Genomic DNA, 13941 nt, shown 5'->3' with positions numbered 1-13941 from the left:
GAGTCCACCCGCGAGACCCGAGTTCGCTTGCGTATAAGGGCTTTCCACATTCGGATCCGGGCGATGCGGGCCGGGATGCCACCCCTCCCGGCGGGCCCCGCCCCCGCCCGGCCCGCCCTCGTCCCCGGCTCCGGTCCCGCCCCGCGGTTGGGCGCGTTCGGGCAGGTCGAGGCCGGTCGATAGGATGCCAACCATGCGCCTAGGTCGAGTTGCCAGCCCAGATGGAGTCGCTTTCGTCAGCATCGAAGGGGACGGTTCCGACGCCGTCGTCCGGGAGATCGCCGAACACCCGTTCGGCACCCCGACCTTCACCGGTCGCAGCTGGCCGCTGGCCGACGTGCGCCTGCTGGCCCCGATCCTCGCCAGCAAGGTGATCTGCATCGGCAAGAACTACGCCGCGCACGCCGAGGAGATGGGCGGCCCGGCCCCGGCCGACCCGGTCATCTTCATGAAGCCGAGCACCTCGATCCAGAGCCCCAACGCTCCGATCATCCTGCCGCCCAGCTCTTCTCAGGTCGACTACGAGGGCGAACTGGCGATCGTCATCGGCCGCCCCTGCAAGGACGTGCCCGCCGCCCGCGCCGGCGAGGTGATCCTGGGCTACACCGTCGCCAATGACGTCACCGCCCGTGACCAGCAGCGGCACGACGGCCAGTGGACCCGCGCCAAGGGCTACGACACCTTCTGCCCGCTCGGCCCGTGGATCGAGACCGCGCTGGACCCTTCGGATCTGGAGATCGTCACCGAGGTCGACGGCCAGGTGAAGCAGCGCAGCCGCACTTCACTTCTGCTGCACGATATTCCGAAGCTGATCGAGTGGGTCACCGCCGTAATGACCTTGCTCCCGGGCGATGTCATCCTCACCGGCACCCCGGAGGGCGTCGGCCCGCTGCAGGCCGGCCAGACCGTGTCGGTGACCGTCTCCGGCATCGGCACCCTGTCCAATCCCGTTGCCGCCAAACGCTGAACGAAAGAGAGCCATGACTGACGTCCGGGTTCGTTTCTGCCCGTCACCCACCGGCACACCGCATGTGGGTCTGGTCCGTACCGCGCTGTTCAACTGGGCCTACGCGCGCCACCACGGCGGCACCTTCGTCTTCCGCATCGAAGACACCGACGCCGCACGCGATTCCGAGGAGTCCTACAACGCCATCCTCGACGCCCTGCGCTGGCTCGGCCTCACCTGGGACGAGGGCCCCGAGGTCGGCGGCCCCTACGGCCCATACCGGCAGTCGCAGCGGCGTGACATTCATCTCGATGTGGTGCAGCGACTGCTGGCAGCGGGGGAGGCCTACGAATCCTTCGCCACCCCTGACGAAGTCGAGGCCCGGCACAAGGCGGCCGGCCGCGATCCCAAGCTCGGCTACGACAACTTCGACCGCGACCTGACCCCCGAGCAGATCGCCGCCTACAAGGCCGAGGGCCGCCCGGCCGTGGTCCGGCTGCGCATGCCCGACCAGGACCTCACCTGGCACGACCTGGTGCGCGGCGAGACCACCTTCCGTGCGGGCGTGGTCCCCGACTTCGCGCTCACCCGCGGTAATGGCGATCCGCTCTATACGCTGGTCAACCCGGTCGACGACGCGATGATGAAGATCACCCACGTTTTGCGCGGCGAGGATCTGCTGTCCTCCACTCCGCGGCAGCTCGCGCTCTACGAGTCGCTGAAACGAATCGGCGTCGCGGAGTTCACCCCGGAGTTCGGTCACCTGCCCTTCGTGATGGGCCAGGGCAACAAGAAGTTGTCCAAGCGTGATCCGGAGTCGAATCTCTTCCATCACCGCGACCGCGGGTTCATTCCCGAGGGTTTGCTGAATTATCTGGCACTGCTCGGCTGGAGCATCGCCGATGATCATGACCTGTTCTCGATGACCGAGATGGTGGCAGCCTTCGATATCTCGAAGGTGAATTCGAATCCGGCTCGATTCGACCAGAAGAAGGCCGATGCGCTGAACGCCGAACATATTCGGAGGCTGACCCCCGGTGATTTTGCTCACCGGCTGCGCGAGTTCCTTACCGGACACGGCCATATCGGTGCCGAGATCGACGAGAAGCTGTTCGAAACTGCGGCCGATCTGGTGCAGACCCGGATCAAGGTGCTCGGCGAAGCCTGGGATCTGCTGAAGTTCCTCTTCATCAAGCCCGAAGAGTTCGCCATCGACCCCGCCGCGGAGAAAAAGAATCTGGGCCCCGATGCCGCTCCGGTGCTGCAGGCGGCGGTGAAAGCCCTCGAAGGTGTTTCGGAATGGACCGTCACGCCCCTGGAAGAGGCGCTCAAAGCCGCTCTCATCGACGAACTGGGCCTCAAGCCGAACAAGGCCTTCGCGCCCGTGCGCGTGGCCGTGACCGGATCCCACATCAGCCCGCCGCTGTTCGAGTCGCTGGAACTGCTGGGCCGCGAGCTCACCATGGACCGCATGCGGTCCGCGCTCGCCGGGATCGCCTGAGCTCGCCGGGATCGCCCGAGATCGGTTCCGCGAAGGCCCGCGGGTAATCCGAAATGATGCACAAACCGGCCCCTGACCAGCCGGTTTGTGTATCTGCCGGGGGATGCTGCTAATCTTCTTCTCGGCCGGAAAGCGGTCGGGAGCTTCCCCCGGGAGGAACCCGAAAGCCCAGGTCAATGGGGTATGGTGTAATTGGCAACACAGCTGATTCTGGTTCAGCCATTCTAGGTTCGAGTCCTGGTACCCCAGCTGCGAGAGCTCCGGCTCTCGAATTCGAGAAGCTTCGGCGGATCACAAAATCCGCCGAAATCTCATCCTGGTCCCGTCGTCTAGCGGCCTAGGACGCCGCCCTCTCAAGGCGGTAGCGCGGGTTCAAATCCCGTCGGGACTACAAAGCGAAGGCCCCCAGCCGAACGGCTGGGGGCCTTCGCTTTTCTGTATGACCACGGTTGCCGGCCAGCGGCCTCCATGGCTGCCGACCAGCCGTACCTATGGTTGCTGACCAGCGGTGCTGCCGCCCAGCGGCATGGCGGGCAGGCCGAGTTTGCGGTGATCCCAGCTGCGGGTGCGCTCGGGCACCACGCGCACGGCCACCCGCTTGTTCAGCATGGCCTCCACGAACGGCTTGGCCTCGTCGCTGTACGGCCCGGTGTAGCGCTCCCAGACGCTGATTCCCACCTTGAACAGCGCCTCGGGGTCGTCGACGACCTCCGCGCGGCCCTCGATGGAAATGCCGCGCAGCTGGTCGTAGGTGTCGCCGGCCTCGAGCATCACGGTGATGCGCGGATCGCGGCGCAGATTCACCGTCTTCTGGGCCTTGGCCTTGGTCTCGAACCAGATCTCGCCGTCGATCACCGCGTACCACATGGCGACCAGATGCGGTGCGCCCGTGGCGCCCAGCGTCGCCATGGTGGCGATGCGGCTGCGCTCGATGAATTCGGTGATCTCCTGGTCGGACATCACGATCTGCGCGCGTTGATTAACTCCCATGGGCCGACTGTAATTTACGGCGTATGAGCGCAGTCACAGTGGCCATTTCCTGCCACCTGGCGCACAGCCGGAGCAGCCGATCCGGCCCTGGAAACGGCACATCCGTGACCCGGAAACCAGCGCAGCCCCCGCCGGAATCCGGCGCGGGCTGCGGTCGGGAAGTCGGGCAACTGCGGGCAGGTGGCTGAGCGACCCGTGGGGCTGTCGTGACGGCAGTGGCCACCTCCAGGGTTGCCCCGGGCCCGCAAAGTCCCTCAGAGGCGCTTGTGGAGGGCGTCGGCGGCGGCCACCAGATCGGCGGCCCAGCGGGCGCCCGGCCGGCGGCCCATGCGGTCGATGGGTCCGGATACCGAGACGGCCGCGACCACGCCGCCCGCGGCGTCGCGCACGGGCGCGGACACACTGGCCACGCCGGCCGCGCGCTCGGCCGCGCTCTGCGCCCAGCCGCGGCGGCGCACCTCGGCCAGGGCCCGCTCGCCGAAGACGGCCTCGGGCAGGACCGTGCGCTGCATCTCGGGATCGGCCCAGGCCAGTAGCACTTTGGCGGCCGAGCCCGCGGTGAGCGGCAGGCGCGCCCCGATCGGCACGGTGTCGCGCAGGCCCGCGGCGGGTTCCATGGCGGCCACGCAGACGCGGGCATTGCCGTCGCGCCGGTAGAGCTGCACGCTCTCGCCGGTGATCTCGCGCAGGCGCGGCAGGATGGTGGCGGCGGCGTCGAGGAGCGGGTCGCTGGCGGTTGTCGCCAGCTCCGACAGGGCCGGGCCGGGCCGCCACAGACCCTGGCTGTCACGGGCCAGCATGCGGTGGGTTTCCAGGCCCACGGCCAGGCGGTGCGCGGTGGCGCGGGGCAGTCCGGTGCGGGCACAGAGCTCGTTGAGGCCGCAGGGTTGCTCGGCTACGGCGTGCAGGACGGCCATCGCTTTGTCCAGAACCCCGATACCGCTATGCTGTCTCATAGAACGATATTAGCGTCTCGCATGTTGGGAAATGCAAACCAGCCGCTCCCAGCTCGGACGCCAGCCACCGCGCACACCACCGGGCGTGGGTATGTCAATCGAGAGGTGAGCAGTTATGGCCGACCGGCCACGCACTCTGGCGGAGAAGGTCTGGGACCAGCACGTCGTCGTCCGCGGCGCGGGCGAGGGCGCGAATCGCGAACCCGACCTCATCTACATCGACCTGCACCTGGTGCACGAGGTCACCAGCCCGCAGGCATTCGACGGACTGCGCGCCGCGGGTCGCCCGGTGCGCCGCCCGGATCTCACCATCGCCACCGAGGACCACAACGTCCCGACCATCGACATCGACAAGCCGATCGCGGATCCGGTGTCGCGCCTGCAGGTCGAGACGCTGCGCAAGAACTGCGAGGAATTCGGTGTGCGCCTGCACTCGATGGGCGATCTCGATCAGGGCATCGTCCACGTGGTGGGCCCGCAGCTGGGCCTGACCCAGCCGGGAACCACGGTGGTGTGCGGTGATTCGCACACCTCCACCCACGGTGCGTTCGGCGCGCTGGCGATGGGCATCGGCACCTCGGAAGTGGAACACGTGCTGGCGACGCAGACTTTGTCGCTGCGCCCGTTCAAGACCATGGCCATCAATATCGACGGGCAGCTGCCCGCGGGCGTCACCTCCAAGGACGTGATCCTGGCGGTCATCGCGCAGATCGGCACCGGTGGCGGCCAGGGCTACGTGCTGGAGTACCGCGGCGAGGCGGTGCGCGGCATGTCCATGGAGGCCCGGATGACCATGTGCAACATGTCGATCGAGGCCGGCGCCCGCGCGGGCATGGTCGCGCCCGACGAGGTCACCTACGAGTTCCTGAAGGGCCGCCCGCACGCGCCCGAGGGCGCGGACTGGGAGGCCGCCGTGGCCGCCTGGGACGCCCTGAAGACCGATGAGGGCGCGGTTTTCGACGCGGAGGTCCACATCGACGCCTCCGCGCTGACCCCCTTCGTCACCTGGGGCACCAACCCGGGACAGGGTGCGCCGCTGGGCGACTCGGTGCCGGATCCGGAGCAGATCGTCGACGAGAACGAGCGCGCGGCCGCCGAGAAGGCGCTGCAGTACATGGACCTGCGGCCGGGTACTCCGCTGCGGGATGTCACCGTGGACACGGTTTTCGTGGGTTCGTGCACCAATGGCCGGATCGAGGATTTGCGTGCGGTCGCAGACATTCTGACGGGCCGAAAGGTCGCGGACGGTGTACGCATGCTGATCGTGCCGGGCTCGATGCGGGTGCGGCTGCAGGCGGAAAAAGAGGGTCTGGGCGAGATTTTCACCGCCGCGGGCGCGGAATGGCGCCAGCCCGGTTGCTCGATGTGCCTGGGCATGAACCCGGATCAGCTTTCCCCCGGTCAGCGCTGCGCCGCCACCTCGAACCGGAACTTCGAAGGGCGACAGGGCAAGGGCGGTCGCACGCACCTGGTCTCGCCGCTGGTCGCCGCGGCCACCGCGGTGCGCGGAACCCTGTCCTCACCTGCGGATCTGAACTGATCACATTCCGGTAGCGGCCCAGATTCCGCTGCCCCCCACAGACTCAGGAGAATCACCGATGGAAGCCTTCAAGGTCCACAAGGGGATCGGCGTTCCGTTGCGCCGATCCAATGTCGACACCGACCAGATCATTCCGGCGGTGTATCTGAAGCGCGTTACCCGAACGGGTTTCGAGGACGGCCTGTTCGCGGCGTGGCGGACGGATCCGAACTTCATTCTGAACACTGAGCCCTTCAACCGGGGTAGTGTGCTGGTCGCTGGTCCGGATTTTGGTACCGGATCGTCACGTGAGCACGCTGTTTGGGCCTTGAAGGACTACGGGTTCCGGGTGGTGATCTCGTCTCGCTTCGCCGACATCTTCCGCGGGAACGCGGGCAAGGACGGGCTTCTGACGGCCCGGATGGCGCAGAGCGATGTGGAATTGCTCTGGAAGTTGCTCGAGGAACAGCCGGGTTTGGAATTGGCGGTGGACCTCGAGGCGCGAACCGTGTCGGCCGGAACGGTCGTGTTGCCGTTCGATATTGACGACTACACCCGGTGGCGCCTGCTGGAAGGGCTGGACGACATCGGGCTCACTCTGCGGCACAGTGATGAGATCGACCGGTTCGAAAACGCAAGGCCGACTTGGAAACCCGCCACCATTCCGGCCCGTATTTCGCAGACGTAATCATTGATGGGCGTTAGCTGAACCCCCTCAAACCAGGTAGCTGAGCGTGTGCCATGCGTCATGTATTTCCGCGTGGCACATAGACTCTTGCCCGGAAAGGGTTTACCGTGGTACCTAGTCGGTCCGACGACGGGCCATTAGTCTGCGGAGGATTCAATGAACAAGGCGGAACTGATCGATGTTCTGACCGAGAAGTTGGGTACTGACAGGCGCACCGCTACTGCTGCAGTCGAGCAGATGGTCGACACGATCGTGCGTGCTGTGAACAAAGGTCAGAGCGTCACCATCACCGGATTCGGTGTCTTCGAACAGCGTAAGCGGGCCGCCCGGGTCGCTCGTAACCCGCGCACCGGCGAAACCGTCAAGGTGAAGCCGACTTCGGTGCCGGCGTTCCGTCCCGGCGCTCAGTTCAAGGCGATCATTGCCGGCAAGCAGAAGATCGCTTCGAGCGGCCCGGCCGTGAAGCGCGGTGTGGCCGCCCCGGTTTCGGGTAAGACCACCGCCAAGAAGACCACCGCCAAGAAGACGGCCAAGAAGGCCGCCACCAAGGCGCCGGCGAAGACCACGGCCAAGAAGGCCGCCTCGAAGGCGCCCGCCAAGAAGGCCACGGCCAAGAAGACGGTGGCGAAGAAGACGGTCGCGAAGAAGACCCCGGCCAAGGCCACTGCTGCCAAGAAGACCACGGTCGCCAAGAAGGCCACCAAGGCCACCGCTTCGAAGGCCACCGCCAAGAAGACGGCCAAGAAGGCTCCCGCCAAGAAGACCGCGGCCAAGCGCACCGCTCGCCGGTAGCGAGGCCACAACCCGTCGCTGACGGGGGTTTTCGAGCAGGACAACACGCGAGACGGCCCGGCATCGCCGGGCCGTCTCGCATGTATGTGGGGGCTGGGATGGGGGTTCGATGGGGGCTGGAATCGGCAGTCTGCCCGGCTGGAATCGGCGGTACGCCCGGCGGAAATCGGCAGTGCGCCGGATGGATTCGGCCGGACAGGGGCCGGTACGTCGGCGTTCCAAGGATTCTCGCCGGGGCCGGGCCGTCGGCCGGCGGGGAAAAACGCCCGCCGACGGGCCGGAAAGCCGTCAGCCCCGGGGGAGATCGGCCGGAGTGAGAGCGCGGTCGAGATGGTCGGCCGCGATCAGACGGCCGTCGTGGAAGGACAGCACCCAGACGCTGCCCTTGCGGTTGCGGGCCGGTGGCAGGCTGATGCCGTCGTCGGCGGCCCACCACTCCAGCAGATCCGGAATCACCTTGCCCTGACTGCAGATCACCCGCACGGTGTCGGCGGAGACCAGGTCGCGGGCGCGTTTGCGGGCGGCATCGGGTGCTGCCGCATAACCGGATTCGGAGAACAGCGGTTCGAGTTCCACGTCCACGCCCAGCTTTTCCGCCAGCGGGGTCACAGTTTGGACACAGCGGTCCGGTGGGGCGGAGAGGATTTCGGCCGCGCCGAACGCGAGCAGGTTCGGCTCCAGGGCGCGAGCCTGTGCGCGACCGGCCTTTTCGAGCGGGCGCAGATCGTCGTCACCGGCGAAACGGTCGCTGCGACCGGCCTTCGCGTGCCGCACCAGCAGCAGGGTGGCGGTTTCGGCGGGCTGGCGCAGGAAGTTCCGGACGATGCTGCGGTCCATGGGATAGGACAGGGCGTCCATCACGGTGTCGAGACGGCGCCAGTCCAGGGCGTCGACCTCCAGATTGGATTCGAACTCCCCGTCCAGGACCCGGGCGGCCCAGTAGTCCACTCGCTTGAGCTTGCGATGCCCGGTCACCGGATACGTCACGTGGCCCAGATAGCGGCCCAGGCGCGAATTCAGGCCCGTTTCCTCGGCCACCTCGCGCACGGCCGTGACCACCGGCGTCTCACCGGGATCCAACTTCCCCTTGGGCAGCGACCAGTCGTCGTATTTGGGCCGGTGCACCAGGGCGATCTCGAGCGCGCCATCCGCCGCCGGACGCCACAGCACCGCGCCCGCCGCCAGAATATTGGCGGCGACGCGGGGATCGGCGAAATCGGCGGCAGGATCGAAGTGGGCCGGGCTCACTGGTGCACCGGACGTCGCAGCCGCATCAGGTGCTCCTGGTGATCGCGGATCTGATCGCCCGGGACGTCGGGGCCGGGCTGGGCGGTCCAGCTGCCGTCTTCCTGCAGCACCCAGCAGCGGGTGGCCGGGTGCAGCGCGGAGTCGAACACCTGGCCCAGCTGCTCGGTCAGCTTCGGATCCTTCACCTGCGCCAGCACTTCCACGCGGCGGTCCAGATTGCGGTGCATCATGTCGGCGCTGCCGATCCAGTACTCGTCCTGCGCCTGGAAGTGCAGAACACGCGAATGTTCCAGGAAGCGGCCGAGAATCGAGCGCACCCGGATGTTCTCGCTCATACCCGCGACCCCGGGCCGCAGCCCGCAGATGCCGCGCACCACGATGTCCACCGGCACCCCGGCCTGGGAGGCGCGGTAGAGGGCGTCGATGATCTGCTCGTCGACGATGGCGTTGGCCTTCAGCCGGATTCGCGCCGGTTCGCCTTGCGCGGCCAGCTCGACCTCACGCTCGATGCGTTCGATGATGCCCGCGCGCACGCCGGTCGGGGCGACCAGCAGGTTGCGGTAGTTCGCCTTTCGCGAGTACCCGGTCAGCGAGTTGAACAGGTCGGTGAGGTCCGCGCCGATCTCCGGTGCGGCCGTGAGCAATCCGACGTCCTCGTACAGGCGTGCGGTCTTGGGATTGTAATTACCGGTGCCGATGTGGCAGTAGCGACGGATGGTGGCACCCTCGCGCCGCACCACCAGGCAGGTCTTGCAGTGGGTCTTGAGCCCGACCAGGCCGTAGACCACGTGCACGCCGGCCTGCTCCAGCGCCCGCGCCCATTTGATATTGGCCTGCTCGTCGAAGCGGGCCTTGATCTCGACCAGCGCGACCACCTGCTTGCCCGCCTCGGCGGCGTCGATGAGCGCGTTGACGATGGGGGAGTCACCCGAGGTGCGGTACAGGGTCTGCTTGATGGCCAGCACCTGCGGGTCGGCGGCGGCCTGCTCGATGAACCGCTGCACGCTGGTGGAGAAGGAGTCGTAGGGGTGGTGCACCAGCACGTCGCTCTCCCGCAGGGCGGCGAAAACGTTTCGGGGCGTTTCGCGTTCGCCGAATGCGGGCGGGGTGGCCGGGACGTAGGGGGCGTCCTTGAGGTTGGGGCGGTCCACGCCGTAGACCTGCCACAGGCAGGACAGGTCGAGCAGGCCGGGCACCTGGATGACGTCGGCCGGGTCCACGTCGAGTTCGCGCAGCAGCAGATCGAGCATGTGCTCGGTCATGTCGTCGGAGACTTCCAGCCGCACCGGGGATCCGAAGCGGCGGCGGGCGAGTTCGCGCTCCAGGGCCTGCAGCAGGTCCTCGTCGCGGTCCTCCTCGACCTCCAGGTCGGCATTGCGGGTGATCCGGAACGAATGCTGTTCCACCACTTCCATTCCCGGGAAAAGCTGATCCAGGTGCGCGGCGATCAGCTCCTCCATGGGGAGGAAGGCGGCCATGGAAGAGCCTTGTGCCGCAGCGGAATCGCGGCCCGGGGAGTTATTGCCGACCGCGACCCGGCGGACCCGGACGAAGCGATCCACATTGTCGGGCACCTTGACCCGGGCGAAGTGCTCACCGCCGGTGATCGAATCCTTCACCGTCACGGCGAGATTCAGGCTCAGGCCACTGATGTAGGGGAACGGGTGGGCCGGGTCGACCGCCAGCGGGGTCAGCACGGGGAAGACCTGATCCTGGAAATATCCGGACAGGCGCTGCCGCTCGGTGTCCTCCAGATCGGCCCAGCGGATGATGGCGATGCCCTCGGCGGTCAGTGCGGGCAGCACCTGGTCCAGGAAGACGCGGGCGTGGCGCTCGCCGATCTCCTGGGTGCGGACGGCGATCATCTCGAGCTGCTCGGTGGGGGACAGGCCGTCGGCGGACCGCACCGACAGTCCGGTTTCCGCGCGGCGCTTCAGACCGGCCACCCGGACCATGTAGAACTCGTCCAGATTCGAGGCGAAAATGGCGAGGAATTTGGCGCGCTCGAGCAGCGGCTGGGAATGGTCCTCGGCGAGGGCGAGGACGCGGGCGTTGAAATCGAGCCAGCTGAGTTCCCGATTGACGTAGCGGTCCGCCGGGAGCGGCACTATGGCGGTGGGCAATGGGGTTGCCGCGGGCGGCGCCGCCGGTAGTAGCGGCGATTGCTTGACGGTATCCGTATCGCTCACTCTCACGATCATTCCTTATGTCGCGGGTGGGGTGCCGAACTGACACCGTCCATTGCAGCGCAGATCACGCCGCGTCAGCACAGTGAGGACCCGGCTCGGTGCATATCTTCGATTCCTCGACACGGCTGCGACACGCCGATTTCACGCAGCAGCGCGCCGGTGGCCGTTCCGACCCCGAGCGCGGCGGCGCGCTCGAGATCCGCGGCGGTGTCGACGTCCTGCCGCAGCCCGGGCCAATTGCCCAGCAACTCCACCGCGCCGCCGGCGACGTGACGGCGGGCGGAGTCCGGACCGAAAAGCGGGTTCAGCGCGGCGGATCCGCCGCGCACCAGCAGGGCGACGGTGCCGCTGCCCTCGTGATCGGCGACCACCGAGCGCTGATGCCCGGTGCTCGCCAGCATGTCGCAGAGTTCGGCCGGGCGCAGCGCGGGCAGATCCGCTTGCAGGGCAAGCAGATCGACCGGGCCGTGGGCCTTTCGCACCGCGGCCGCGCCCGCGGCCAGGGCGGCGTTCAGTCCGCTGGTGTGGGGCGGGATCGCGGCGGGTTCGGGATGGACCGTCGCACCCAGGTCGCGCACCAGATCGGCGACTACCGGATCCGGGGTCACCACCGTCACCGAGGCCACCCCGCGGGCGGCGGCCGCGGCGGTCACCGTGTCCGACAGCATGGCCAGCACCAGGCGTGGCCGCTGATGCGCGGGCAACCCGTCGGACAGCCGACTCTTGGCGAGTCCGAGACTCTTGACCGCGATGACCGCGTGCACGGCTGTGTTCACTGTGCCCTCCGCTCCGCTCCGGCCGCGCGCATGCCCGAATCCTCCCACTCCAAGATGACGGCCGTGTGAGCGGCGTCGAATTCCAGGAGATGCCACAACGGCATGGCCCCGATCACACACGCATATATTGAGCAGATGGCAAGGGCAGCGGTGTTGGGCGCGGGGTCGTGGGGGACCGCGTTCGCGAAGGTGTTGGCGGAGGCGGGAACCGAGACCACCATGTGGGCTCGACGGCCGGAGGTGGCCAAAGTGCTTGCCACCGAGCATCGCAATCCCTGGTATCTGCCCGATGTGGCGTTGCCGCCCCTGGCCGCGACCGATGATCCCGCAGTCGCGCTGGACGGTGCCGACATCGTGGTGCTGGCGGTGCCCTCGCAGTCGCTGCGGACCAATCTCGCGGCCTGGAAGGACCTCATCCCGGCCGATGCCACGCTGCTGAGCCTGGCCAAGGGCATCGAGACCGGCACCCTGCTGCGCATGAGCCAGGTCGTCGCGGAGGTCAGCGGCGCGGATCCGAGCCGGATCGCGGTGCTGTCGGGCCCGAACCTGTCGCACGAGATCGCGGCCGGCCAGCCCGCCGCGACCGTGGTGGCCTGCTCGGACGTGGCGCGGGCCGAGGCGGTCCAGCACGCCTGTGCCACCGGCTATTTCCGGCCGTACACCAATTCCGATGTGATCGGCTGCGAGATCGGCGGCGCCTGCAAGAACGTGATCGCGCTGGCCTGCGGCATCGCCTCGGGGATGGGGTTGGGTGACAACTCGATCGCCACCCTCATCACCCGCGGGCTGGCCGAGATCATCCGGCTCGGGGTGGCCGTGGGCGCGGAGCCGGTCACCTTCGCGGGGCTGGCGGGCGTCGGCGATCTGGTGGCCACCTGCACCTCGCCGCTGTCGCGCAATCGCTCCTTCGGGCACGCGCTGGGTGCGGGCGGCACCATGGAGACCGCGCTGGATGCCACTCATGGCCAGGTCGTGGAGGGTGTGAAGTCCTGCACATCGGTGCGGGCGCTGGCCGCGGCGCACGGGGTGGAGATGCCGCTCACCAATGCCGTGCACCAGGTGTGCCACGAGGGGCTGTCGGCGGCCGAGGCGGTCGGGCAGCTGCAGGGTCGCCGCCTGAAATCGGAATGACCCGTCCCTGGTCGGGACGACCGTGTAACACTGCCGCCATATTCGACCGGGTACGGTTCGGGGCATGACCAACAGGACCAGGGTGGCGGTGGTGTTCGGCGGCCGCAGCAACGAGCACGGGGTGTCGTGTGTCTCGGCACGCACCGTGCTGGCGAGCCTCGATCCGGAACGGTACGAGGCGGTTCCGATCGGCATCACGCGCGACGGCACCTGGGTGCTCGGCGACGCGGATCCGCGGGCGCTGTCCGCGCAGGATCGGGCGCTACCCGCGGTCGACGAACAGGGCACCGCGCTGGCGCTGACCGCCGATCCCTCGCGCGGCGGCGCACTGGTGCCGCTGGACGGCGCCGACACCGTGCTGGGCGCGGTGGACGTGGTGTTCCCGGTGCTGCACGGCGCCTTCGGAGAGGACGGCACCCTGCAGGGTCTGCTGGAGCTGGCCGAGCTGCCCTACGTGGGTCCGGGCGTGCTGGCCAGCGCGGCCGGGATGGACAAGGAGTTCACCAAGAAACTCCTTGCGGCCGAAGGTCTTCCGATCGGTGTGCAGGTGGTGCTGCGGCCCGGCGTGGCGACGGTCGCCGACGCGGACCGGGCCCGCCTGGCGCTGCCGGTCTTCGTGAAGCCCGCCCGCGGCGGGTCGTCCATCGGCATCACCAAGGTGGACAGCTGGGACGAGCTCGACGCCGCCATCGAAGCCGCGCGCCGCCACGACCCGAAGGTGATCGTGGAGGCCGGCATCGTCGGCCGCGAAGTCGAGTGCGGCGTACTGGAATTCCCGGACGGCCGGGTGGAAGCCAGTGTGGTGGCCGAGATCCGGATGCCCGAGGACGACGCCGAGGCGCCCGCCTTCTACGATTTCGACACCAAGTACCTCGACGACGTCTGCGAGTTCGACGTCCCCGCCAAGCTGAACGACGATGTGTCCCAGCAGATCCGGGAGCTGGCGGTGCAGGCCTTCCGGGCGCTGGACTGCCAGGGCCTGGCCCGCGTCGACTTCTTCGTGACCGCCGACGGTCCGGTCATCAACGAGATCAACACCATGCCCGGGTTCACCGCCATCTCCATGTATCCGCGCATGTGGGAGGCCACCGGCATCGACAACCGGACGCTGGTGAGCACCCTCATCGAGACGGCTCGCGCGCGCGGCACCGGCCTGCGCTGACCGCCGTCTCCGGGGGCCCGGTTCATCAATTCGGATGAGGGAC

The 13941-nt window shown here is 67.9% G+C and carries 13 protein-coding genes and 2 tRNA genes; 9 read left to right on the top strand and 6 right to left on the bottom strand.

Annotated elements, in window-relative coordinates; translation table 11 throughout:
* The first annotated feature begins 193 nt into the window (after positions 1 to 193).
* The 4 genes from ACWEQQ_RS09750 (at position 194) to ACWEQQ_RS09735 (ending at position 2838) form a co-directional block, all read left to right on the top strand.
* Entirely contained in the window at positions 194 to 967 is a 774-nt protein-coding gene (locus ACWEQQ_RS09750) for a fumarylacetoacetate hydrolase family protein (protein WP_452344005.1), read from the top strand.
* A gap of 13 nt (positions 968 to 980) precedes the next feature.
* Positions 981 to 2447: a glutamate--tRNA ligase gene (gltX, locus tag ACWEQQ_RS09745; RefSeq protein ID WP_452347923.1), complete on the top strand. Its 1467-nt coding sequence runs from the start codon at positions 981 to 983 to the stop codon at positions 2445 to 2447.
* Between the two features lie 177 nt (positions 2448 to 2624).
* Positions 2625 to 2696: transfer RNA gene (locus ACWEQQ_RS09740), tRNA-Gln, on the top strand.
* Between the two features lie 69 nt (positions 2697 to 2765).
* Positions 2766 to 2838 (top strand) — tRNA-Glu (locus ACWEQQ_RS09735).
* A 98-nt stretch (positions 2839 to 2936) separates the two neighbouring features.
* Here ACWEQQ_RS09735 and ACWEQQ_RS09730 read toward each other — a convergent pair.
* Positions 2937 to 3437, bottom strand: a complete 501-nt coding sequence (locus ACWEQQ_RS09730; protein WP_379402804.1) for a pyridoxamine 5'-phosphate oxidase family protein — start codon at positions 3435 to 3437, stop codon at positions 2937 to 2939.
* Positions 3438 to 3691: 254 nt separating this feature from the next.
* Positions 3692 to 4393, bottom strand: a complete 702-nt coding sequence (locus ACWEQQ_RS09725) for an IclR family transcriptional regulator (protein ID WP_364613585.1) — start codon at positions 4391 to 4393, stop codon at positions 3692 to 3694.
* A 115-nt stretch (positions 4394 to 4508) separates the two neighbouring features.
* Between ACWEQQ_RS09725 and leuC the strand changes: the two genes are divergently transcribed.
* The 3 genes from leuC to ACWEQQ_RS09710 all read left to right on the top strand — a co-directional run bounded on the left by leuC (position 4509) and on the right by ACWEQQ_RS09710 (position 7392).
* Positions 4509 to 5933 (top strand): 3-isopropylmalate dehydratase large subunit, encoded by a 1425-nt coding sequence (leuC, locus tag ACWEQQ_RS09720; protein WP_452344007.1) that lies wholly within the window; start codon positions 4509 to 4511, stop codon positions 5931 to 5933.
* A gap of 58 nt (positions 5934 to 5991) precedes the next feature.
* Positions 5992 to 6600, top strand: coding sequence for a 3-isopropylmalate dehydratase small subunit (leuD, locus tag ACWEQQ_RS09715; protein ID WP_354837884.1), 609 nt, complete (start codon positions 5992 to 5994; stop codon positions 6598 to 6600).
* Positions 6601 to 6756: 156 nt separating this feature from the next.
* Complete coding sequence (locus ACWEQQ_RS09710) at positions 6757 to 7392, top strand: HU family DNA-binding protein (RefSeq protein WP_379402801.1); 636 nt, start codon at positions 6757 to 6759, stop codon at positions 7390 to 7392.
* Positions 7393 to 7680: 288 nt separating this feature from the next.
* Here ACWEQQ_RS09710 and ACWEQQ_RS09705 read toward each other — a convergent pair whose 3' ends face one another.
* From ACWEQQ_RS09705 to ACWEQQ_RS09690, 4 genes are all read right to left on the bottom strand, one after another.
* On the bottom strand, positions 7681 to 8640 hold the full coding sequence (locus ACWEQQ_RS09705; RefSeq protein ID WP_452344009.1) for an NUDIX hydrolase: 960 nt from the start codon (positions 8638 to 8640) through the stop codon (positions 7681 to 7683).
* Positions 8637 to 10841, bottom strand: coding sequence for an RNA degradosome polyphosphate kinase (locus tag ACWEQQ_RS09700; protein ID WP_452347922.1), 2205 nt, complete (start codon positions 10839 to 10841; stop codon positions 8637 to 8639). The genes ACWEQQ_RS09705 and ACWEQQ_RS09700 overlap by 4 nt, the downstream gene beginning before the upstream one ends.
* A gap of 62 nt (positions 10842 to 10903) precedes the next feature.
* Positions 10904 to 11605, bottom strand: a complete 702-nt coding sequence (gene cofC / locus ACWEQQ_RS09695) for a 2-phospho-L-lactate guanylyltransferase (protein WP_452347921.1) — start codon at positions 11603 to 11605, stop codon at positions 10904 to 10906.
* The gene (locus ACWEQQ_RS09690) at positions 11602 to 11865 is read right to left on the bottom strand and encodes a hypothetical protein (protein WP_452347958.1); all 264 of its coding nucleotides are present in this window, start codon (positions 11863 to 11865) and stop codon (positions 11602 to 11604) included. Before ACWEQQ_RS09690 ends, cofC begins: the two co-directional genes overlap by 4 nt.
* Here ACWEQQ_RS09690 and ACWEQQ_RS09685 point away from each other — a divergent pair.
* Together ACWEQQ_RS09685 and ACWEQQ_RS09680 are read left to right on the top strand one after the other, a co-directional pair.
* Complete coding sequence (locus ACWEQQ_RS09685; RefSeq protein ID WP_452344055.1) at positions 11759 to 12736, top strand: NAD(P)H-dependent glycerol-3-phosphate dehydrogenase; 978 nt, start codon at positions 11759 to 11761, stop codon at positions 12734 to 12736. The genes ACWEQQ_RS09690 and ACWEQQ_RS09685 overlap by 107 nt on opposite strands.
* A gap of 64 nt (positions 12737 to 12800) precedes the next feature.
* The gene (locus ACWEQQ_RS09680) at positions 12801 to 13898 is read left to right on the top strand and encodes a D-alanine--D-alanine ligase family protein (protein ID WP_452347920.1); all 1098 of its coding nucleotides are present in this window, start codon (positions 12801 to 12803) and stop codon (positions 13896 to 13898) included.
* The last annotated feature ends 43 nt before the right edge of the window (positions 13899 to 13941 follow it).

The sequence above is a fragment of the Nocardia sp. NPDC004123 genome (assembly GCF_053603795.1).
The sequence above is the reverse complement of the archived record's forward strand: the minus strand, read 5'-3'. Positions and strand labels throughout refer to the sequence as shown.